This window comes from Terriglobus roseus DSM 18391, assembly GCF_000265425.1.
GTDB lineage: Bacteria > Acidobacteriota > Terriglobia > Terriglobales > Acidobacteriaceae > Terriglobus > Terriglobus roseus.
In genome coordinates this window covers 4,819,420-4,839,515 of the sequence record NC_018014.1, presented here as the reverse complement: position 1 = coordinate 4,839,515, position 20,096 = coordinate 4,819,420, and the positions used below count along the sequence as shown (strand labels likewise).

20 protein-coding genes are annotated in these 20,096 nt (G+C 61.6%); 14 read left to right on the top strand and 6 right to left on the bottom strand.

The window, feature by feature from the left end:
* Positions 1-35: 35 nt before the first annotated feature.
* From TERRO_RS20040 to TERRO_RS20025, 4 genes are all read right to left on the bottom strand, one after another.
* Entirely contained in the window at positions 36-1,526 is a 1,491-nt protein-coding gene (locus tag TERRO_RS20040) for a hypothetical protein (protein ID WP_014787542.1), read from the bottom strand.
* Positions 1,527-1,587: 61 nt separating this feature from the next.
* Positions 1,588-2,604 carry a phosphate acyltransferase PlsX gene (gene plsX / locus TERRO_RS20035; RefSeq protein WP_014787541.1) on the bottom strand — a complete coding sequence of 339 codons (1,017 nt, stop codon included), beginning with the start codon at positions 2,602-2,604 and terminating at the stop codon, positions 1,588-1,590.
* Between the two features lie 18 nt (positions 2,605-2,622).
* Positions 2,623-2,811, bottom strand: coding sequence for a 50S ribosomal protein L32 (gene rpmF, locus TERRO_RS20030; RefSeq protein ID WP_014787540.1), 189 nt, complete (start codon positions 2,809-2,811; stop codon positions 2,623-2,625).
* A 130-nt stretch (positions 2,812-2,941) separates the two neighbouring features.
* A complete protein-coding gene (locus TERRO_RS20025; RefSeq protein WP_014787539.1) occupies positions 2,942-3,502 on the bottom strand; it encodes a YceD family protein in 561 nt (186 codons plus the stop codon).
* A gap of 997 nt (positions 3,503-4,499) precedes the next feature.
* Between TERRO_RS20025 and TERRO_RS20020 the strand changes: the two genes are divergently transcribed.
* The 9 genes from TERRO_RS20020 to TERRO_RS19980 all read left to right on the top strand — a co-directional run bounded on the left by TERRO_RS20020 (position 4,500) and on the right by TERRO_RS19980 (position 11,609).
* Positions 4,500-5,576 (top strand): hypothetical protein, encoded by a 1,077-nt coding sequence (locus TERRO_RS20020; protein ID WP_014787538.1) that lies wholly within the window; start codon positions 4,500-4,502, stop codon positions 5,574-5,576.
* A 69-nt stretch (positions 5,577-5,645) separates the two neighbouring features.
* Positions 5,646-6,173: a molybdopterin-binding protein gene (locus tag TERRO_RS20015; RefSeq protein ID WP_014787537.1), complete on the top strand. Its 528-nt coding sequence runs from the start codon at positions 5,646-5,648 to the stop codon at positions 6,171-6,173.
* An 8-nt stretch (positions 6,174-6,181) separates the two neighbouring features.
* Positions 6,182-6,541, top strand: a complete 360-nt coding sequence (locus TERRO_RS20010; protein ID WP_014787536.1) for a cupin domain-containing protein — start codon at positions 6,182-6,184, stop codon at positions 6,539-6,541.
* A gap of 197 nt (positions 6,542-6,738) precedes the next feature.
* Entirely contained in the window at positions 6,739-8,517 is a 1,779-nt protein-coding gene (dnaG, locus tag TERRO_RS20005) for a DNA primase (protein ID WP_014787535.1), read from the top strand.
* A 21-nt stretch (positions 8,518-8,538) separates the two neighbouring features.
* Entirely contained in the window at positions 8,539-8,991 is a 453-nt protein-coding gene (locus TERRO_RS20000) for a RidA family protein (protein ID WP_014787534.1), read from the top strand.
* 57 nt (positions 8,992-9,048) lie between these two features.
* Positions 9,049-9,432: a RidA family protein gene (locus tag TERRO_RS19995; RefSeq protein WP_014787533.1), complete on the top strand. Its 384-nt coding sequence runs from the start codon at positions 9,049-9,051 to the stop codon at positions 9,430-9,432.
* A 22-nt stretch (positions 9,433-9,454) separates the two neighbouring features.
* The gene (locus TERRO_RS19990; RefSeq protein ID WP_014787532.1) at positions 9,455-10,039 is read left to right on the top strand and encodes a histidine phosphatase family protein; all 585 of its coding nucleotides are present in this window, start codon (positions 9,455-9,457) and stop codon (positions 10,037-10,039) included.
* A 20-nt stretch (positions 10,040-10,059) separates the two neighbouring features.
* Positions 10,060-10,497, top strand: a complete 438-nt coding sequence (gene dut, locus TERRO_RS19985; protein WP_014787531.1) for a dUTP diphosphatase — start codon at positions 10,060-10,062, stop codon at positions 10,495-10,497.
* A gap of 41 nt (positions 10,498-10,538) precedes the next feature.
* Complete coding sequence (locus TERRO_RS19980; RefSeq protein ID WP_014787530.1) at positions 10,539-11,609, top strand: aldo/keto reductase; 1,071 nt, start codon at positions 10,539-10,541, stop codon at positions 11,607-11,609.
* On the opposite strand, the gene TERRO_RS19975 is transcribed toward TERRO_RS19980, so the two are convergent.
* Positions 11,606-12,544, bottom strand: coding sequence for a cation diffusion facilitator family transporter (locus tag TERRO_RS19975; RefSeq protein ID WP_014787529.1), 939 nt, complete (start codon positions 12,542-12,544; stop codon positions 11,606-11,608). The genes TERRO_RS19980 and TERRO_RS19975 overlap by 4 nt on opposite strands.
* Positions 12,545-12,637: 93 nt before the next feature.
* Between TERRO_RS19975 and purL the strand changes: the two genes are divergently transcribed.
* From purL to TERRO_RS19955, 4 genes are read left to right on the top strand one after another with little or no spacing between them, the layout of a single operon-like run.
* The gene (purL, locus tag TERRO_RS19970; RefSeq protein WP_014787528.1) at positions 12,638-15,079 is read left to right on the top strand and encodes a phosphoribosylformylglycinamidine synthase subunit PurL; all 2,442 of its coding nucleotides are present in this window, start codon (positions 12,638-12,640) and stop codon (positions 15,077-15,079) included.
* A complete protein-coding gene (gene purF / locus TERRO_RS19965; protein ID WP_014787527.1) occupies positions 15,076-16,575 on the top strand; it encodes an amidophosphoribosyltransferase in 1,500 nt (499 codons plus the stop codon). Before purL ends, purF begins: the two co-directional genes overlap by 4 nt.
* A gap of 3 nt (positions 16,576-16,578) precedes the next feature.
* Positions 16,579-16,995, top strand: coding sequence for a MerC domain-containing protein (locus tag TERRO_RS19960; protein WP_014787526.1), 417 nt, complete (start codon positions 16,579-16,581; stop codon positions 16,993-16,995).
* Between the two features lie 3 nt (positions 16,996-16,998).
* Positions 16,999-18,183, top strand: coding sequence for an MFS transporter (locus TERRO_RS19955; RefSeq protein ID WP_014787525.1), 1,185 nt, complete (start codon positions 16,999-17,001; stop codon positions 18,181-18,183).
* On the opposite strand, the gene TERRO_RS19950 is transcribed toward TERRO_RS19955, so the two are convergent.
* A complete protein-coding gene (locus tag TERRO_RS19950; protein WP_245536155.1) occupies positions 18,184-19,704 on the bottom strand; it encodes an RNB domain-containing ribonuclease in 1,521 nt (506 codons plus the stop codon).
* Positions 19,705-19,784: 80 nt separating this feature from the next.
* Here TERRO_RS19950 and TERRO_RS19945 point away from each other — a divergent pair, with 80 nt between their 5' ends.
* Positions 19,785-20,078: a hypothetical protein gene (locus TERRO_RS19945; protein WP_014787523.1), complete on the top strand. Its 294-nt coding sequence runs from the start codon at positions 19,785-19,787 to the stop codon at positions 20,076-20,078.
* Positions 20,079-20,096 lie beyond the last annotated feature (18 nt).

The window sequence follows — 20,096 nt, the reverse complement described above, 5'->3', positions numbered from 1 at the left end:
TGGCCTTGGTGTTGCGGTTACAGGATGCACTTCACTTATGGAGTTAGTCGGAAGTCCTTGATGCGAACCTTCGCTCCTGCGCGGTTGCGGTGTTCTGAGAGTTTGAAGCGTAGAAGGATGTTGTTGAACTGCATCTGAGACGCATTGGCGGCGATGTCAAAGTGCAGCGTTTCGTTGATCGGTGCGCGGTTGATAGAGATGCGTTTCTCGAGGCTGGAGCGTACGGGCGCCGTGCCGAGGGATCGTGTCACCGTCTTGCCTCCGGGTGTCACGTCTTCCAGCAGCATCTCGATGTCGATGCGGCCGAAGCGGTCGTCGCCGTTGACTACGTCTACGTCGATGCCGCGGCAGCAGCTTGCCTGGATGCGGCCGCCGAGCCGCTGACGTGCCTCCATGGTGAGCGGTGAGTTATCGGTGGTGTGGACGTTGGCGATGACGGGATCGCCGCGTTGTGTGAGCAGTTCATGTGCGCCGCGTTGCGGATAGAGCGCCAGATAGCGGTAGGCACCGTCGAACGGAATGACGAGCGGACGTGCCGGCCGGAAGCTGTGTGTCTGCAGACTGACGGGTGCGGGCGTCAGGATCTTGCGCCGGGGCATCGGCGGCGCGAGCAGGACGACACCGGTGTAGGCATGACCTGGATCGCGTTGGATTGCCGGCGGCGTGACTGCTCGTGCACCCGCCATGACGGCGTGGCTGAAGGCGCTTGCGTTCAGTCCAGCCTGCAGCAGCGGCGTCAGTGCCAGGCATGTCAGCAGGAAGCAGGGAAGCACGGCAGCTCGGCGACCGCGTGTGCCTGCGAGCGAGGTGGAACCTGGTTCTTGCGGCGCCACGGTGGTGAAGAGCCAGACGGTTGCCGCCGTGAGAAGGATCAACAGCGTCTCGGAGAGTGCGGGCAGACCGATGGCGAAGGTGAACGCGACGGCTTGCAGCAGCAGTGCGATGACCACGGCCGGCAAGCCGACGATCATGGTTCGTGGCGCAGTCGCTGCGGCGAAGAGAGCGTCCGCTCCGCTACCGGCCGCGGAGAAGATCGCGCTGCGGAAGCGTGTGAGTGAGACGCTGCCAGTCTGCGCGGTTGCGGCAGGATAGCCAGTCTCCATGTCGTCCTGGACGGGCGCGACTTCTGCAGCGAGACACTGGCGCCGCGTGAAGTGCGTGAGGATGGCGGCGATGGGGACGGGTGCGAGGATGACCCACACTGCATGCTCCGACCAGAGGATGAAGAGCAGCGGCAGCCAGATGGCGGCGCTCCACGCATAGGCGCGCAGGGATGCGGTGGGTTCGGCGATCTGATCGCGAAAGGTGCGCGCGACGGCCCAGAGCATCGCGAGCGAGGCCGCAGCCGCCAGCGCCATCAAACCCGCCGAGCGCGAGAAGAGTCCTCGCCACGACAAGATGTGCGCCGGGCCCGGTACAGCCAGCAGGACCACGAGCGACGAGAAGACAAAGCCAGCCGCCATGGGGATGGCCCAGGACTGCCACTGCAGCGAGCGGGGATCGGTCGAGCGGGAATCCTGCGTCATGCACAGGATTGTGCCGGACGCACTGCATCGCCGACTACAAAAATCTACATAGGGGGTGTAGCTACTTGATGCGGCTCAACGAGGCTTCAATGTGGCGTGCCACATCTGCCTGTGCGAACTGCGACGCGACGCGGATCGCGTTCAGGATCGCGATTTCGTTCGACGATCCGTGGCCGATGATGCAGGCACCACGCACGCCCAATAGTGGCGCTCCGCCGTACTCGGAGTAATCGAGCCGGCGCTTGAAGTTTTTGAAGGCCTTGCGGCTGAGAAGGGCACCGACCTGTGAGGTGATCGTCGCCTTGAGCGTCTGCTTCAGGATTTCGGAGACGAGCTTGGCGACACCTTCGGTGGTCTTGATGGCCACGTTGCCGACGAAACCGTCGCAGACGACGACGTCGCAACGGCCGTTGAAGAGGTCGCGGCCTTCCACGTTGCCGATGAAGTGGTAGATTTGCTCGCCCTCAAGCGCGCGGAGAAGGGGAAGGGTTTCGCGGGTTAGCGCGTTTCCCTTGCTGTCTTCCTCGCCGATGGAGAGCAGGCCGACGCGCGGCTTGGGGATGCCAAGCACGTTCTGCGCATAGATCTGACCCATCAGGGCGAACTGCACCAGATTCTGCGGATCGCTGTCGACGTTGGCGCCAACATCTAGCATGACGCATGGCGAACCAGTCTGCGTGGGCAGAATGGTCGCGAGCGCTGGCCTATCGACGCCGTCAAGCGTGCCAAGCACCATTTTGGCCGTGGCCATGGCGGCGCCGGTGTTGCCGGCTGTGACAAAACCCCGAGCTTTGCCCTCGCGGACCAGCTTAAGGCCCACGCGCATGCTCGAGTCTTTCTTGGAGCGAACCGACGCTGCAGCCTTGTCGTCCATGCTGATCCACTCACTGGCGTGAACCACGTGAATGGGCAGGCGTTCGCCGCGGAGATGTTCCTCCAGCAGCGGCCGGATCATGTTCTCCGGCCCGACGAGGTGCACACGGACTGGGAACTGGCGGCACGCGGCGATGGCGCCGCGTATCTCCGGGTCCGGGCCCTTATCAGAGCCCATGGCGTCTAGAACAATGTCAGTCAGCATCCGGTGGGATTCGACTCTTTACGCTTCCTTCGTTGCAGCGGCAACCACGGCGCGGCCGCGGTACTCGCCGCACTTGGGGCAGGCGTGGTGCGGCAGCTTGCGCTCGCCACAGTTGGGGCAGTTACCCGAGTTGGGAACAGTGAGGAAGTCGTGCGAGCGGCGCTTGGCGGTCCGCTGCTTGGAATGGCGACGCTTGGGATTCGGCATCGTATTACCTTTCAGAAACGCTAAAAATCAGCACAATCACTCCCGTTCACGCAAAAAATCGTTCGCGTGTTCGAAAGCTGAGTGCTTCAAACCTTGATCGGCTTCCCGCGCTTAGTGGCTGCGCGTCGAGTTACTTGCTTTCGGACTTGGCCGCCGCACCGAATCCCTGAAGCCCAGCCCACCGTGTGTCGACTTCCGTCTCAACACAGTTACAGACTGTTTCATTCAGGTTTCCGCCACAGCGTGCGCAAATACCCTTGCAATCGTCCCGGCAAAGTGAGCGATCGGGCAGGGAAAGCAACACCTGCTCGCGCACCACGTCCTCCAGGAGAAGGCCGTTCTTTTCATAATACCCGATTTCTGTCTCCGCTTCACTGATGGCACGTTCGCCCATCTCAGCGTCGACGCCGGAGGGCCGGAAGATCAGGTCGAAATCCTGGTCCGCGTGATAGGAGATGGGTTCGAGGCAGCGAGCGCAGAGGAGCTCGAAGTCGCCGACGAAGCTTGCCCGTATGCGGATGTCTTCCACAACATCCTTCGGGCCACGATGCTCCTCGATCCGGTCAGCCTCGCCTTTCACAGTCAGGGGAGTGGTCTGGCGGACGTCCGGGGCGTAGTCGATGGCGCCGGGCTGAATGACTTCAGCAATCGGCAAAGGATCGGGAATAAGGTCGGCAGGGGTAATGCGCATCGCAACTCATTATCGCAGTTTGCAGAGGGCGCAGTGGGGATCCGGTTTTGCTGGCGTTCCGCCAGGCGATTCAATCTACGGTTTTCTATAGATTGCCCTGTATTAAATCTGGAATCTTCGGTTTTGATGGAGGCGCGGAAACCTCAAATTCCAGTGAAAACAGCGATTCATGGCTTTGGCACGCGAACTGCTATAAGGCATTGCGGGAAGAGCGTGCGGATAGGTGCTGCTGACATGATTCAGCGGTTCCAATGTACGAGAGAACCAGGCCGGGGAGTTGCAGACCGCGCCAGATTCGGGCCAAGAGCCAGAACTGAGCAGACGGCGGACTCACCGGAGGGCAGGACAATTTCAGGAGGCCGTGACAGGCCATTCGAACTATGGACAGGAACGGCCACTTCAGCGGTGGCCGTTTTTCCATTTGGGGAGTGCGTTGGGCTGGGGTGCATCGGTCTCTGTGCAAAACTGCCCGCTTGACCGGTAGCGGCACCTGGAGTAGCATCAGCATTGCCTGACGAAGATGCTGACGCACGGTTCGCCAATAGCCGCGAACGACCGCTCGCTAAAACGGTGGCTCAAAGAGCCTGCAGGCCGAACGACATCGACAAAGAAAGTTGATTCCTTCCGATCCGGGTTTGGTCATGCCTGGCGCGAAGACAAGAGGATCGAGGCGCAGAGGATCGCACCCGGCTCGCAGGCACATTCTGCAGGCCCTCCGTTCCAAGGCGACCATGGTCTGCAATTCCGTAGTGATCACGCTGCCCCGCGGCAAGAATGCCGGCCAGGCAGCACGCTGCACCAAGAGATTGCCCGCCCAGACGAAAAGCCTTTGGCGTGCGCTCGGATTTCGAGTGAGAGCTTGAGCACCTCCCTTCTTACCGCATCCCGAATCTGCCGGCCGTTCGCCGCCCGCCCGACAAGCGGTTGCTGACGTGACCAGAAAAAAGGCCTTCCGCGCGTGCCTGCGCAAATGGCCTGAAGAGAAGAAAGAAGAAGCATGAACGCAGAGCAGAACCTTCCTGAGTCGCACGTCTCCGTTGCGCCTCCGCCGCCTCCCTCGCACGATTCTGAGGAGGGCGCCACCAACGGATCACAGAGTGCGGCCCCGGGAAAGAGCCGTCGCCGTCGTCGTAAGCGCAAGAACCGCCCCGGCGGTGAAGCTGGCGCCGCTCCCCAGGCGGCCGCAAGTGCTGAAGGTGGCGAAGCCGCTGCTCCGGTTGCGGCAGCAGAAAACAGTCAGCCGCAGCCTGCGAACGGACAGCAGCAGCGTCCGCGCCAGCAGAACGCGAACAATCAGCAGGGGCAGGGCCAGGCGCAGAGCCAGGGCAAGCGCTGGAAGAAGAAGAAGTTTGGCGGTCGCGCCGGTGGTGGCGATGGTCAGCCGCGTCCCGAGCCCGGCAACAGCGTGCAGGGCAGCACCAGCTCCATGGGCGCACGTGGCCGGAATCGCAAGCAGCAGAGCCGTGGTCCCCGTGCCTTTGTTGGCCCCATGGATCACAGCTATCGCGAGGCGAACGGTAACTACGCCGACGTGCCGGCCAGCACGATTGAGCTGCACGGCAACGGCGGTCGCCGTCCGAGCAACCATCGGAATAACAATCATCACAATGAAGACCGGATGCCGCCGGAGCTGCTGACGAACTATCGCGCAGTGGCGATTCCAGAAGGCGCGCCAACGCACATCTACTTCTTCATTGAAGACCTGTTTTTCACCGCGAAGATCCAGGAAGCCGCGCGTCAGCAGGGCGTGAAGGTTGCGTTCATGAAGCCGGATAAGGACATCGTGGCGCACCTGGCAGAACTGCCCGATCCTGAGCACCCGTCGCTGATTGTGTTCGATCTGAATAACGTTGCTGCAAAGCCGTTGACGTTGATTCCGAAGCTGAAGAGCAAGCTGAAGAAGGGCACATCCATCGTCGGCTTCCTCTCGCATCTGCAGGGTGACCTGAAGGCGAAGGCGGTGGAGGCTGGTTGTGATTCGGTGATGCCGCGCGCGGCCTTCTCACAGAATTTGCCCAACCTGTTGCGCCGCTACGGTGCTGAGGATGAGCACGAGCCGAACTTCAACCAGTAATTTGTGCTGACTTACAGGAGGGCACCCGTTTTCGGGTGCCCTCACTTATTTCTGAGATAGAAAGAACTCATGGCACTTAGTCCCGAACGTAGCTTCACGCCTGTTCGTATCGCGGCACTTACGGTAAGTGACACACGCACGGCGGCGACAGATCGCTCCGGTGATGTTCTGGTGCAGCGCATTACGGAAGCGGGTCATACGCTGGCCGTTCGGGAGCTGGTACGCGATGATGCGGACGTGATCGAAGTGCTTCTGAAGCGATGGATCGAGGACTCGTCCATTGACGTCGTTATCAGCACCGGAGGTACGGGAATCACTGGTCGTGATGTGACACCGGAAGCCTTCGCCCGTGTGCTGGAGAAGCAGATCGAAGGATTTTCCGAGCTATTCCGGATGATCTCATTTCATAAGATCGGGCCGAGCGCGATGTTATCCCGGGCAGTCGCCGGTGTTGCTGCCGGCACTTACTTGTTCGCTCTGCCCGGCTCGCCGGGCGCAGTGGTTGATGCGTGGGATGAGTTACTACTGCCGCTGCTGGATAGTCGCAACACGCCATGCAATCTGGTTGACCTGATGCCACGGCTTCGGGAGAGATGAGGGGACTCATGCCGACTAAGATCATCGACACCACCAACGCGGAGCACTATAAGTGGGGCGGACCGTCTGGCACAGATTGCGACGGCTGGCACCTGGTGAAGACCGAGACCCTGAGCGTCATTGAGGAATTGATGCCACCGGGGACGAGGGAGGAACGGCATGCCCACGCACGGTCCCGGCAGTTCTTCTTTGTGCTGGAAGGCGAGTTAACCCTTGAGGTTGAGTATCACGACTTTGTGATCGCAGCGGGCAAGGGCGTTGAGGTGCATCCCGGGCAGGCGCACCAGGCGCTCAACCGTAGTGGAGCGCCGGTTCGGATGGTTGTTACCAGCCAGCCGCCGAGCCATGGTGACCGTACTCCCGCGTAGAAGTCGAATGAATTGAGCGAGAACGTTGGGTTTCAGGCCGGGAAATCTACTCGGCTACAAGAAAGCTTAACCTCAGCGGCTAAAGCCGGTCTCATTTAAGGGAAGGCATCGGCGCAGCTGTAGCTGCGCCCTTCCTCTCTATTCCCATTCGTTACGGCTTTTCCGACGTCGATTGATTGTTACCCTTGCAGTGAGCCGTGGCTGACAACTTTGCACAGACCGTGAAGCAGGCGACCGACATCGTGAAGGTGATCGGCGAGTACGTGCGCCTGCGCAAGAGTGGCGCGCAGAACTTCAGCGGTCTGTGTCCGTTCCACCAGGAGAAGTCACCGTCGTTCAGCGTGAATGTGCAGCACAGTTATTTTTACTGTTTCGGCTGTCACGCCAAGGGCGATGTCTTCACCTTCGTGCAGAAGATTGAGAACATCAGTTTTCCGGAGGCGGTCCGCGCGGTTGCGCAGAAGAGCGGTATCCCGCTGCCGAAGCGCGAGTGGAACTCGCCCGAAGAGGCGGCGCAGGCGGGCCTTCGTCGGCAGTTGATCGACATCCACGAGGCTGCGACGCAGTACTTTCAGCAGGCGCTGCAGTCACCGGAGGCGGCGCGCGCGCGTGAGTACATCAGCAGCCGCGCGATCACATCGGAGACGATTGCGCAGTTCCGCATCGGCTACGCGCCGGATGACTTCAACCATATGCGCGATGCGTTGGGGAAGCATTTCAACGACGAGACCATGCGCGCCAGCGGCCTGTTCAGCAGCAAGGAACAGAATGACGAAGGCCGTCCCACCGGCAACATGTACTCTCGATTTCGCAAGCGCATCACCTTCCCCATCTGCAATGAGGCGGGCAAGACGATTGCCTTCACCGCGCGTGCTCTGGACAGTGACGAGAAAAGCGGGCCGAAGTACATGAATTCGCCCGAGACGCCGCTGTATACGAAGGGCCAGGTCCTCTTCAATCTTGATAAGGCGAAGTCTGCCATTCGCACGCAGGACTATGCGTTGCTGGTGGAAGGACAGATGGACTGCATTCGCGTGTTTACGTCGGGCATTCAGCCGGTGATAGCAACCAGTGGAACGGCCTTTACGGAGCACCAGGTGCGCCTGCTGGGGCGGTTCACGAAGCGGGTCGTCGTTAACTTCGACCCAGATACTGCCGGAGCGAATGCTGCGGAGAAGTCATTAGCTTTGTTAACGGAAGCGGAGTTCGAGGTGCGCATCGTTACGTTGGATGGCGGACTCGATCCCGATCGTTTTGTGCAGGAGAAGGGCATCGTTGCTTACGCAGATGCGCTGAAGACCGCGAAGCCGCACGCGGAGTATCTGGTCGATCGTGCGCGCGCGCTCTTCCCGCAGCGCACGGCTGAGGCGAAGGTAAAGGCGGTGAACTTTCTGCTGCCGCACATTCGCCGCCTGCCATCCGCGATTCAGCGCACGCAGTTTGTAGATGATGCGGCGCAGAAGCTCGGCATCGATTCGTCGTTGATGCGACAGGAGTTGCAGCACGCAGCGACACACCGGCTGGAGAGTGTTCGCAGCACGTCGGCACAGCAGATGCATGAGACGGAGCGGATTCTGCTGCGTGCGTTAGTCCTGCCGGAGACGGATAAGGCGCGGCAACGTGCGGCGAGCGAACTGGCCGCGCATCCCGAATGGCTCGAGGGCATGGCCGCGGCGGATTTGATGGAGGCGCTGGCCGGTGCTCCAGTCGAGGGCAATCCACTCGATGTGGCGCCCGATGATCGTAGCCGTGAACTGCTGGCGCGTTTGTTGAGCGAGGATCAGGTCAGCGACCCGTCGATGATGCTGGTCGAGGTCGGTAACGTGCTGCATACGCTGGAGCGCCGGCGTCTGGAGCGCCGTCAGCGTGAGTTGAAGTCGATGCTCGCAGAGGCCGAACGCCGGGGTGACGAGTCGATGATCGGTAAGCTGCAATCGGAGTCAGTACAGATCAACCGCGCTCTGCGCACGTTGTAGATTCTTCCGGAGGGACAGTCCATGTCCATGACACGCCGCACGCTTGCCAGCTCTGCCGCCGCCCTTGGTGCGGTCGCTTTTACGCCCTTTGCTCGCGCTGCTGCGACGTTGCGCAAGAAGGTGCTTGCGGCCAACCCGAATGCAACACCAAAGCCGCCGTATTCGCCCGCAGTGGCCTACGGAAACCTTGTCTTCGTCTCGGGTAAGGCGAGCTACAACGCGACCGATCCGAAGGACATCCGCGTCTGCACAAAGTACGCGCTGGATGAGGTGGCGAAGGAGTTGAAGAACGCGGGCTCTTCGATGGATAACGTGCTGAAGGTTCAGGTGTTCCTGCGCAACATTGACGACTATGCCGCGATGAATGAGGTGTTTGCCGCGACCTTTGCGAAGGAGCCTCCCGCACGCACCACGGTGGCGGCCATCATTCCGCGGGAGAGCCTGGTTGAGATCGACGTCGTCGCGTATCTCTAATGCCGAGGAAGGAGCCGTGCGATAGACGTGCGGCTCGTCCGGCGAGAGAATCGAAGTATGTCGAACGAGAGCAGCCCCAAGCGGGAGTATTTCAGCGCGACGAACCCTTTTCCGAACGCCGCCGTTTACACGCCGGCCGTGGCCTTTGGAGATCTGGTGTTTGTCGCGGGCAAGACGTCGTGGAATGCGCCGGACCCCATGGACATTCGCAGCTGCACGAAGCATGTGCTGGATCAGATCGAGAAGGAATTGATCAACGCCGGATCCAGCATGGAGCAGGTGCTGAAGGTGACGGTTTATCTGCGGAACATTGACGACTGGGATGCGCTAAACGAGCTGTATGTCGGCCGTTTCGGCGCCAATCCACCGGCCCGCACCACCGTTGCCGCCGTTCTGCCACGCGATAGTCGCGTTGCCATCGACGTCATCGCACACCGCTAGAAGAACGGGACAGAGACAACACATGAGTGAGAGAACCCCCGAGCTGTGGCTCATCCGCCACGGCGAAACTGAGTGGTCGAAGAGCGGCCAGCACACCAGCTTCACCGATCTGCCGCTGACTCCGTTCGGGGTCGAGCAGGCCAAGCGTCTGCAACCCGTTCTGGGCAAGGTGGACTTCGATCTGGTCCTGACCAGCCCGCGTCAGCGCGCTACCGTAACTGCGGAACTTGCTGGCGTTCATCATCGTGCGGAGATCGATGAAGATCTGCAGGAGTGGAACTACGGCATTCACGAAGGCGTGACCACAGCGCAGGTGCGTGAGACCGATCCCACCTGGAACGTGTGGCGCAGTGAGAATCCGGGTGGTGAAACGCTTGCGCAGGTTGAGGCTCGCACGGAGCGCGTCATTGAACGCTGCATGGACAACGGCGGCCGCTGCGCCCTGATCGCGCATGCGCACGTCTTTCGCGTGCTTGCGGGTATGTTCCTGATCAAGGAGGGCGTCTTCGGCGAACACCTGCTGTTGTCGACGGCAAGCATCAGCGTGCTGGGTGTCGATCGTGGCGTGCGTGTGATCAAGCGGTGGAATGAGATGCCGCCAGAGTAGCGAGCCGGTATTCTGGACGGATGGAACCGTACGTCCCCGTAAAACGTCTTCACCCGGAAGCAAAGCTGCCCAAGTACGCGCACACAGGTCCCTTCGGCGACCTGGCGGCGGACCTGTACAGCGTCGCCGGCGCCTACATTGAGCCGCACAAGACGGCGCTGGTGCCCACCGGCATCGCCATGGCTTTCCCCGCGGAGTACGGCGCGCTGATTGAGGATCGCAGCGGTCTTGCCGTGAAAGGCATCACCACGCTTGCGGGTGTCATCGATCCCGGCTATCGCGGCGAGATCAAGGTCGTCCTCATCAACATCACGGACGCGCCCATCGCGCTGAACGCCGGGGACCGCATTGCGCAACTACGCATGGTGCGGAAGATTGAAGCGAGGTTTGAAGAGGTTGACGACCTGGATGCGACCCATCGCGGCGAAGGCGGCTTTGGTTCTACTGGGCACAATTAGGCGCACGTCTTCTGCAAAGCGATGCGCTTAGAATGCGGCGTATGAAGCTTACGGATTTCCGCTCGCTTGGCCGGTCTGGCCTGATCGTTTCGCCGCTTTGCCTTGGCACCATGACGATGGGCACGCCTCGCTGGGGATCGGCCGATGATGTCTCCGAGGCGATCTTCAACGCGTACATCGATGCGGGCGGCAACTTCATCGATACGGCCGATGCCTATGCCGTTGGGCGTAGCGAAGAGCTGCTGGCGGGTTACATTGCCAAACGCAAGCTGCGCGACAAGGTCGTACTGGCTACCAAGTTCACCATGTCTGCCGGGGAGCAGGCAGGCAATCCCAATGGCAGCGCGAATGGCCGGAAGAACCTGTACCGGGCGCTGGACGCATCGCTGCGCCGGCTGAAGACGGACTTCATCGACCTGTACTGGATGCACGCGTGGGACGGTGTTACGCCTGCGGAAGAGGTGCTGCAGTCACTGGGCGACCTGGTGCGCGCTGGGAAAATTCGTTACTTCGGCTTCAGCGATGTGCCCGCCTGGTACGCGGCGAAGGTTGCGACACTGGCGCAGGCGCACAATGTGCCGGGACCGATTGCGCTGCAGTTGGAGTACTCGTTAACCGAGCGAACCATCGAGCGTGAGCACGTGGACTGCGCCCGTGAGTTCGGTATGGGCATCACGCCGTGGAGTCCGCTGGCCAGCGGCTTTCTCGCAGGCAAGTACAAGCGCGGCGATGACGGTAAGGGCAGTGGCGATGGTCGGCTGGCACTGCTGGCCGGCGGTAATAATCCTGCGTTCCAGAAGTACACAGAGCGCAACTGGAAGACGTTGGACGCCTTGCGCGATGTGGCTGAGGAAGTCGGAAAGCCGATGGCGCAGGTAGCACTTGCGTGGGCTGCCGCACAGCCGGGCATCACGTCGCTGATCCTTGGCGCGACGAAGGTGGAGCAGTTGGAGGACAACATCGCCTCGCTCGCCGTGACGCTGACGTCGGACCAAATGGCGAAGTTGAACGAAGTGAGTGCACTGGAACTGGTGCATCCGTACATGTTCTTTACCGGTATGCTGCGTCGCGACCGCGTCTTTGGCGGGACGGACGTTACTGGCTGGCGCTAGTTCGCAGAGGACGTAGGAAAGCGCTCGGAGGATGTCCTCATTGAGCCGGCTTCCAGGTAGATCTGCTTGATGTCGGGGTAGCGCTGCTGGATGATGGACTCGATGCGGCAGACCACTGTGTACATGGCGTCGCCTTCCAGACCGTCGCGAAACTGCACATTCATGGTGAGCAAGGCGTTGTGCGGGCCGAAGTACATGGTCAGCGGCAGGCCGACGGATGTTACGTCCGGGTCGGCTTTTGCAATCGCCCGGATCGCCCGTAGCGTATCGCGGTCCGCACCTTCGCCTACGATGAGCGCCTTGCATTCTGCGATTAAGAGGATTGCGACCGTCACCAGCAGGGCACCGATCACCATGGAGGCGATGCCATCCGCGCGGTGCCAGCCGAAGCTGTTGCTGAGCCACACGCCAATGAATGCCGCGACAAGGCCGAGTGTCGCGGCGGCGTCTTCAAAGATGACGGTGAAGGCGCTGGGGTCCTTGCTGGCGTGAATGGCAGCGATGAGGCCGGTGCCCTGGTGCGATTGCTTGAATTCGCGCACGCTGACGATCAGGGCGTAGCCCTCGAATAGGAAGGCAAAGCCGAGGATTGCGTAGTTCCAGACCGGGCTGGATGGCGGCACGGGATGCCGTGCGTGTTCGAAACCTTCCCACAGCGAAACGCCGCCGCCCAGCACAAAGACCAGCACCGCGACGATCAGGGACCAGAAGTAGAGTTCCTTGCCGTAGCCGAAGGGGTGCGTCTCGTCCGCAGGTTTGGCGCTCTGGTTGAGGCCGACCAGCAGCAGTGCGCCGTTGCCGCAGTCCACGGCAGAGTGGATCGCCTCGGACAGCATGGAGGACGATCCGGTGAAGACGAAGCCCACCGTCTTGGCGGCCGCAATGGCGACGTTTGCAGCAATGGCGGCGTAGATGCTCTTGCGGGACGAGGACATAAGCCTTCCGATGCGTTCCGGAAGCGGCGGGCTGCTGTGGTTGTGCACCGGTTTTCGACCAACCTAATTCGATGGCCATGCGACACTAGATGCGTGAGCCAGCCCACAGCCATCCCAAAAGAGGCAGAGGTCGCGACCTCATCCGCCGCAATCTCTCACGACGTGCCGAAGCCCTGCACCGTCACGCCTGCGCTGCTTAAGACGCACAACATCACAGACGAGGAATACGCCAAGATCCTGGCAACGATGGGCCGCACGCCGTCGCTGACGGAGCTGGGTATCTACTCCGTCATGTGGAGCGAGCACTGCAGCTACAAGAGCAGCCGCGTGCACCTGAAGCGTCTGCCCACCAAAGGCACCCGCACGAGCGGTCCCGGCGCCGTGATGCAGGGGCCTGGCGAGAACGCCGGCATCATCGACGTGGGGGAAGGCTGGGCCTGCGCCTTCAAGATCGAATCCCACAACCACCCTTCGTACATCGAGCCTTACCAGGGCGCGGCGACTGGCGTTGGCGGCATTCTGCGCGACATCTTCACCATGGGCGCACGTCCGATGGCCGTGATGGATTCGCTGCGTTTCGGCCCGCTGGGCCTGACCGCTGCGGAGGGCATGCCGGATCTGGACGATGACACGCTCGCACCGGAATCTATCGATTACGAGAAGAACCGCAGCGTGATGGAAGGCGTCGTCCACGGCGTGGCCGGTTACGGCAACTGCTTTGGCGTGCCCAACGTTGGTGGCGAGACGCGCTTTGAGGCCTGTTACAGCGGCAATCCGCTGCTGAACGCCTTCGCGCTCGGCCTGGTTCGCCACGACGAAATCTTCTATGCCAAGGCCACCGGCGTCGGCAATCCCGTGATCTACGTCGGCGCAAAGACGGGCCGCGATGGTATCCATGGCGCAACGATGGCCTCCGAGGAGTTCACCGAAGGCTCCGAACAGAAGCGCCCGAATGTCCAGATGGGCGATCCGTTCCTGGAAAAGCTGCTGCTGGAAGCCTGCCTGGAAGCGATGAAGACGGGCGCAGTCAGCGGCATTCAGGACATGGGTGCGGCTGGCCTGACCTGCTCCACCTGCGAGATGGGCGGACGCGGCGGTGTCGGCCTGGAGATCGAGCTCGACAAGGTGCCGCAGCGCGACAGCGGCATGACGAGCTACGAGATCATGCTGAGCGAGTCGCAGGAGCGCATGCTGCTGGTGGCGCACGCCGGCCGTGAGCAGGAAATTCTCGATGTCTTCGACAAGTGGGGACTCGACTCTGCTGTTATTGGCACGGTGATCCCGGAGAACCGCATGAAGGTTCGCCAAGGTGGGGAACTGGTTGCTGACCTCAGCAATGAATCGCTGACGGATGACGCACCGGTCTATCACCGTCCCGTCGGCACCTGGAAGGCGCCGGTCTCGCTCGATCCGCCCGCATGGGTGCTGGACGAACTGAAGAAGCCGCGTGATTACACCGCCGACCTGAAGAAGCTGCTGGCCAGTTCGAACATCTGCGACAAGCGCCACATCTTCGAGCAGTACGACAGCATGGTGCAGACCAACACCGTCCAAGGCCCTGGCTCTGAGGCAGGCGTGATCCGCATCAAGGGCACAGGCGCTGACGGCAAGCCAGAACGCGGCCTTGCCATGGCGCTGGCCGGCAACGGTCGCTGGTGCTATCTCGACCCAAAGCTGGGTGCGATGCACGCAGTCTCTGAGGCTGCACGCAAGGTCGCCTGCACTGGCGCAACACCCGTCTCGGCCACCAACTGCCTGAACTTCGGCAACCCCATGAAGCCGGAAATCATGGCGCAGCTATCGAACGCTATCGACGGCATCAGCGACGCCTGCACTGCGCTAGGCACGCCCATCACCGGCGGCAACGTCTCGCTCTACAACGAGACGAAGGGCGAGGGGATCTACCCGACACCCGTGATTGGTATCGTCGGCATCCTTGATGACGCCAGCAAGGCCGTACCGAATGCGTTTCAGAAGGTTGGCGACACCGTCGTTTTCCTCTCCGCCTTCCGCGGAGCAGGCCGCCAGTGGCAGCAGGATCTTGGATCGTCGGCATACGCGCAGGCTGTCCTGGGTGAGATGTGGGGCGCACCGCCGGTACTCGATCTGAACGAGGAAGCTGCGCTGCACAAGGCTCTGATCGCTCTTGCAGACAAGCGATTGCTGCGCAGCGCGGCAGATCTTTCAGACGGTGGCTGTGTGACTGCCTTCGCTCGCGGCGCCTTCCCGAAGAGCCTCGGTGTCCGTGTTGAGATGAAGGTCGGCAAGGATCGCTCGATGTTCATCGAGCGTCTCTTCAGTGAGATTGGCTCGTCTGTCATCGCCACACTCGATCCCGCCAAGATGGAAGAGGCGCGTGCGGTGATTGCTGGAATCCCGGGCGTCTTCCTTGCGCCGCTGGGCGAGGTCATCGCGGATCGCGTGGAGATTGTGCTCGATGGTGAATCCGTCATCGATGCGAGCACATCGGAACTTGCAGCAGCCTGGACCGGCTCGCTGGAAGAACAACTTGCGGCAGAACTGGTGCTCGCATGATCGATGAACTGGAGTTGACTCCCCTGCAAGTGACTGACGCAATCGAACTCGAAGACAACGAAGCCGACGACCACTTCGACAAACTGCGCGAAGAATGCGGTGTGATGGCGATTTACAACCATCCCGACGCAGCGCGTCTCACGTACTGGGGGCTGTACTCGCTGCAGCATCGCGGCCAGGAATCCGGCGGCATTGCCGCTGCCGACGGCGAAGACATTCATGACCTGAAGGGCATGGGTCTTGTCAGCGAGATCTTTACCGATCCCGTGCTGGCGAAGCTGCCGGGCAATCTTGCCATTGGCCACACACGCTACTCCACGACCGGTGATTCCGCGCTGCTGAATGCGCAGCCCATCAAGGTGGAGTCGACCAAGGGCCTCATTGCGATTGCGCACAACGGCAATCTAGTGAACCTGGGCACGGCACGCGAACGGCTTGAGCGCGATGGCGCGATCTTCCAGACCACGAGCGATACCGAGATCATTGTCCAGCTCATCGCGCATTCCAAGCACACGACGCTGGTCGACTGCATCGCCGATTCGCTCGGCCAAGTAGATGGCGCGTTTTCTATCGTCATGATGACGCGCAACCGCATCTTCGCGGCGCGCGATCCGCATGGGTTCCGTCCTTTGTCCATGGGCCGCATTCCCGGTGTGGATGGCATGCCCGACACCTTCGTCTTCGCGTCAGAGACCTGCGCCTTCGATCTGCTGCACGCCAAATACGAGCGTGACGTTGAGCCGGGCGAACTTGTCATGGTCAGCGAAGACGGCGTTACCTCGCGTTACTTCAATCGCGAAGTCCAGCAGGCGAGCTGCATCTTTGAGCACGTTTACTTTGCGCGGCCCGATTCGAAGATTTTCGGCCGTTGGGTGCAGAAGAGCCGCGATGAGATGGGCCGCACGCTCGCCCGCGAGTCCGGCGTACCCGCCGACGTGATCGTGCCCGTGCCGGACAGCGGTGTGACCGCTGCCATCGGCTACGCCAGCGAAAGCGGCATCCCGTTCAACTTTGGACTTATCCGCAATCACTACGTGGGCCGCACGTTCATCCAGCCGGAGCAGCGCGTGCGCGACTTCGGCGTGCGTATGAAACTGAACCCGGTACGAGCACTGCTGGAAGGCAAGCGCGTCATCCTGATCGATGACTCGATCATCCGCGGCACGACCTCGCGCAAGATTGTACGCATGGTGCGTGCAGCCGGCGCCAAGGAAGTGCACATGCGCATCTCCTGCCCGCCGACGATTTCGCCCTGCTTTTACGGCGTCGACACGCCAAGCACACGTGACCTGATCGCAGCGAACAACTCCATCGAGCAGATCCGCCAGTTTATTGAAGCGGATTCGTTAGCCTACCTATCTCTCGAAGGCGTGGTGCATAGCTGCACTACCGGCGACGCAAAGCCCGTGGGCTACTGCACCGCCTGCTACACCGGCAATTATCCGACGCAGTGGGTCGACGTGGAAGAGATCCTGCCCGCGACAGCGAGTGCCTGACGCATGACGGCTAAGATTCAAGCGGCAGTGCAGCAGCCCTCGCTGGCAGATCGCATCGGCATCTGGATGTCTGCGATGTGCGTGGTGCACTGCATCGCGACGCCCATCCTCGTCTCGGCTTCCGCGGTGTTTGCGCATCTGCTGCCGGGCGAGGAGGGCGTTCACCGGACGCTGGCTACGCTGGTAGCGGCTGCCGGCGGTATCGCTCTCATCCGCGGATTCCGTGTGCATGGCCGCACGCGCATCCTGGTGCTCATGGCCCTCGGACTCGCCTGCATCTTCTTCGGAGCCTGGTTCGGAGACGCCTTGCCATCGCATCTTTGCGAGGTCGCCATCACTATCCTGGGTAGCTCCCTCATGATTGCGGCGCACCGGATGAATCACACCTTCTGCCGCGCCTGCACCACATGCGTGCACTAAAGTATGCGTAAGCCGCTGCTCGCACTCGCCATTGCCGCCTTCGGCATTGGCACAACAGAGTTCATCATCATGGGCCTGCTGCCGGACCTGGCGCGGGACTTTGCCGTCAGCATTCCGAAGGCGGGCACGCTCGTCAGCGCCTATGCGCTGGCTGTGACCATTGGATCGCCGCTGCTGGTGCTTGCGCTGGCGAAGGTCGACCGCAAACGCGCGCTGATCTTTCTGATGAGTATCTTCATCGTGGGCAACGCGGCCTGCGCGCTTGCGCCCAACTTCCATCTTCTGTTGCTCGCGCGCATCTGCACGGCACTCTCGCATGGATCCTTCTTCGGCATCGGCAGCATCGTCGCGGCGAACGTGGTGCCACGCGAGCAGCGAGCACGCGCCGTCGCCATCATGTTCAGCGGTCTGACACTGGCCAACGTCCTCGGCGTGCCCGCCGGCACCGCGCTGGGGCAGGCCTTCGGTTGGCGAGCGGCCTTCTGGGCTATCGTTCCTATCGGCATCCTTGCTGGGGCAGGCGTGTGGGCGCTCGTTCCGCACCAGCACTCTGAGCCGGTCCACCTCAAGAACGAACTCAGGTCTGTGATGCGCCGCGGGGTCCTGACCACGCTGCTCATCAGCACCATGTCTTCCGCCGCGATGTTCTGCGTACTCACCTACATCACGCCCATCCTCGAAGTCGTGACACACATTACGCCGCACGGTGTTACCGGTGTGCTTGTCCTCTTCGGCGTCGCGATCACGGTCGGGAACCTTCTCGGCGGCGTCATGGCGGACTCGCAGGGTTTCCGGGCTGTGGCTGTTGGATTCGTGGTTCTGACTGTGCTCTTCTTGCTGATGCCCTTGGCGGAAGAGCGCATCATTCCCATGCTGTTCGTCATTGCGCTATGGGGAATGCTGCACTTCGCCGTTGGAGCGCCACTGCAAACGCGCGTGGTCGATCAGGCGCGCGGTGCGCAAAACCTCGCCTCTACGCTGAACCAGGGCGCCTTCAATCTTGGCAACGCTCTAGGAGCAGCGCTGGGAGCGGTGGTGCTCACGCACGGTTTCGGCTATCGGACCCTATCGCTCGCCAGCGCAGTCGTTGCCGCACTCACTGCGGTCCTGACCGTGATGGCCATCGTGTGGGAGCGAGAGGACAAGAAGAAGAGCGACGATCGTCTCCGCTTTTCTATGGGCCACTAGTTACACGCGTGCGAAGTCGATGAAGGCCTTCGCCGCGTCGGTATGCACCAGCGTCACGTTGACGCGATCGCCCACATCCAGCCCCGCGCCGCCGTGTACCAGCATGCCCTCGACCGGCGGCTGCAGCACACGCACGAAAATCCCTTTCGGTCCTGCGCCCGTAACGATTGCCTTATAGTGATGTCCGATGCTGTGACTCAAGGCCTGCGCCTGCGCACGCTTTAGCATGGCTCGTTCCACCTTGCGTGCAGCCTTGTCGCGCTCATTGCAATGCAGTGCGATGGCGGCCAGTTCGTCATCGGTGTAGGGCGCCGGTGCGTTGGCCAGCATCGCATGCACCACTCGCTGCGTTACCAGATCCGCAAACCGTCGATTCGGCGCGGTCGAATGCGCATAGTCCTGCGCGGCCAGCGCAAAGTGGCCCGGCGGGTCCGGATCATCGCCCCGCGCCAGCACATACTCGCCTGCACCCATCAGCTTGATGATGGCCAGCGCCAGGTCCGGATAGTGATCGGGATTGCGATCACGCTCCGCGCAGAGAAATTCGTTCAGTGCCTTTGCATCGGGCTGAGCGGGCAACGTCACTGGCTGCGGCAGGTTCGCGGTCGCCGTGTGCACCAGGTCCACGATGCGCTGCCAGCGCTCGGGGTTCTTGACCACGCGCCGCAACCCGCTGCGCCTGGCCGCAGACAGCGCCGTTGCGACCGTCTCATTCGCCGCGATCATGAGGTCTTCAATCATGTCCATCGCGCGGTTGTGAACCGCACTCTCCAGCGACATCACTTTGCCATCCGCGACGACCGGCATTGCTTCTGCCCGCCGAAAATCCAGCGCGCCGGCCGCCTGCCGATGCGCGCGCAGTCGTTGCGCCGCTTCATCCTGCAGACGCACTTGCAACTGCACTGCAGGCGCGGCGTTCAGCACCGAATCCGCGCTATGCTCATCACCGTTCAGCCACGGCCCAACGTGGCTGTAAGCAAGCTGCGCATTGTTGTGGACGCTCGCCGCGAAGAGCCGACGATCGGTAACGCCGCCATCCGGCGCAACGACAAATTCCGCGACCAGCGCGTTCCGATCCTCTGCCGGGTTCAGACTCGTAAGGCCGGTCGATAACGCGAAGGGAAGCATTGGAAAGTTGCGCACGGCCGTGTACACAGTTTGTGACTGTCGCTGCGCGAACAGGTCGATGGGCGAACCCTGTGCGACCGTCGCGGCTACATCGGCAATGCCGACGCGAACGCGTATCGCGCCAGTGCCGGGGATGGTCTCCGCCCACTCCACCTGGTCCAGGTCGCGCGAACTGTCGTTGTCGATTGACGACCACGAGAGCGACCGAAGATCCTCACGATGGTCTGCGGCCCCGTCGACGTGGCCGGCAATGATCGCGGCAAGCTGCGCATCGCTGCCCTCAACCGGCGACAGATCGAATCCCTCCCGCTGCATCTCCAGCGCGGCAGACTCGGCGAAATCAAAAGGTTCGTGAGTGGTCGGGGCGGCTGAAGTGTGGGCAGGCGTGGACACGCTACGTTCGATGCACGCACCGCCGCCGGCGCGCCGCACAATCTGCTCTCTACAATGCAAACTACGACTGGGGAACAGGCATGGCTCGCATCGTGATTCGCATCATCGCAGGTCTGCTGTTGCTGCCAGTGCTGTTCTACGCAGCGGACTGGGCCGTGTGGCGCGTCCGCATCGCTCGCGGCAACGGCATGGACGAGGTCGCCGTAACCAGCGTGAGCATTGCTACGCTCAAGCGTGATCGTGAGGAGTACTACTTCGACGGCGACATCACGCTCGCCTGTCCGCGCAGCGTGTTGCCTATGCTGACAGATCGGGGAGTGATGTCACCCTGTTGGTACCTGCGCCGCAACCACACAGTGATAAAGCGCTACTGAAAGCGCACGGCGGCAAAG

Excerpts from the sequence above, each read along its gene's own strand:
- TERRO_RS19980 (WP_014787530.1), top strand. The coding sequence starts at position 10,539 with ATGAAGCTTACGGATTTCCGCTCGCTTGGCCGGTCTGGCCTGATCGTT.
- dut (WP_014787531.1), top strand. The coding sequence starts at position 10,060 with ATGGAACCGTACGTCCCCGTAAAACGTCTTCACCCGGAAGCAAAGCTG.
- purF (WP_014787527.1), top strand. The coding sequence starts at position 15,076 with ATGATCGATGAACTGGAGTTGACTCCCCTGCAAGTGACTGACGCAATC.
- TERRO_RS20000 (WP_014787534.1), top strand. The coding sequence starts at position 8,539 with ATGTCCATGACACGCCGCACGCTTGCCAGCTCTGCCGCCGCCCTTGGT.
- TERRO_RS20040 (WP_014787542.1), bottom strand. The coding sequence starts at position 1,526 with ATGACGCAGGATTCCCGCTCGACCGATCCCCGCTCGCTGCAGTGGCAG.
- TERRO_RS19975 (WP_014787529.1), bottom strand. The coding sequence starts at position 12,544 with ATGTCCTCGTCCCGCAAGAGCATCTACGCCGCCATTGCTGCAAACGTC.
- TERRO_RS20020 (WP_014787538.1), top strand. The coding sequence starts at position 4,500 with ATGAACGCAGAGCAGAACCTTCCTGAGTCGCACGTCTCCGTTGCGCCT.
- TERRO_RS20010 (WP_014787536.1), top strand. The coding sequence starts at position 6,182 with ATGCCGACTAAGATCATCGACACCACCAACGCGGAGCACTATAAGTGG.
- TERRO_RS19960 (WP_014787526.1), top strand. The coding sequence starts at position 16,579 with ATGACGGCTAAGATTCAAGCGGCAGTGCAGCAGCCCTCGCTGGCAGAT.
- TERRO_RS20025 (WP_014787539.1), bottom strand. The coding sequence starts at position 3,502 with ATGCGCATTACCCCTGCCGACCTTATTCCCGATCCTTTGCCGATTGCT.
- TERRO_RS20015 (WP_014787537.1), top strand. The coding sequence starts at position 5,646 with ATGGCACTTAGTCCCGAACGTAGCTTCACGCCTGTTCGTATCGCGGCA.
- TERRO_RS19955 (WP_014787525.1), top strand. The coding sequence starts at position 16,999 with ATGCGTAAGCCGCTGCTCGCACTCGCCATTGCCGCCTTCGGCATTGGC.
- TERRO_RS19945 (WP_014787523.1), top strand. The coding sequence starts at position 19,785 with ATGGCTCGCATCGTGATTCGCATCATCGCAGGTCTGCTGTTGCTGCCA.
- TERRO_RS19990 (WP_014787532.1), top strand. The coding sequence starts at position 9,455 with ATGAGTGAGAGAACCCCCGAGCTGTGGCTCATCCGCCACGGCGAAACT.
- TERRO_RS19995 (WP_014787533.1), top strand. The coding sequence starts at position 9,049 with ATGTCGAACGAGAGCAGCCCCAAGCGGGAGTATTTCAGCGCGACGAAC.
- plsX (WP_014787541.1), bottom strand. The coding sequence starts at position 2,604 with ATGCTGACTGACATTGTTCTAGACGCCATGGGCTCTGATAAGGGCCCG.
- rpmF (WP_014787540.1), bottom strand. The coding sequence starts at position 2,811 with ATGCCGAATCCCAAGCGTCGCCATTCCAAGCAGCGGACCGCCAAGCGC.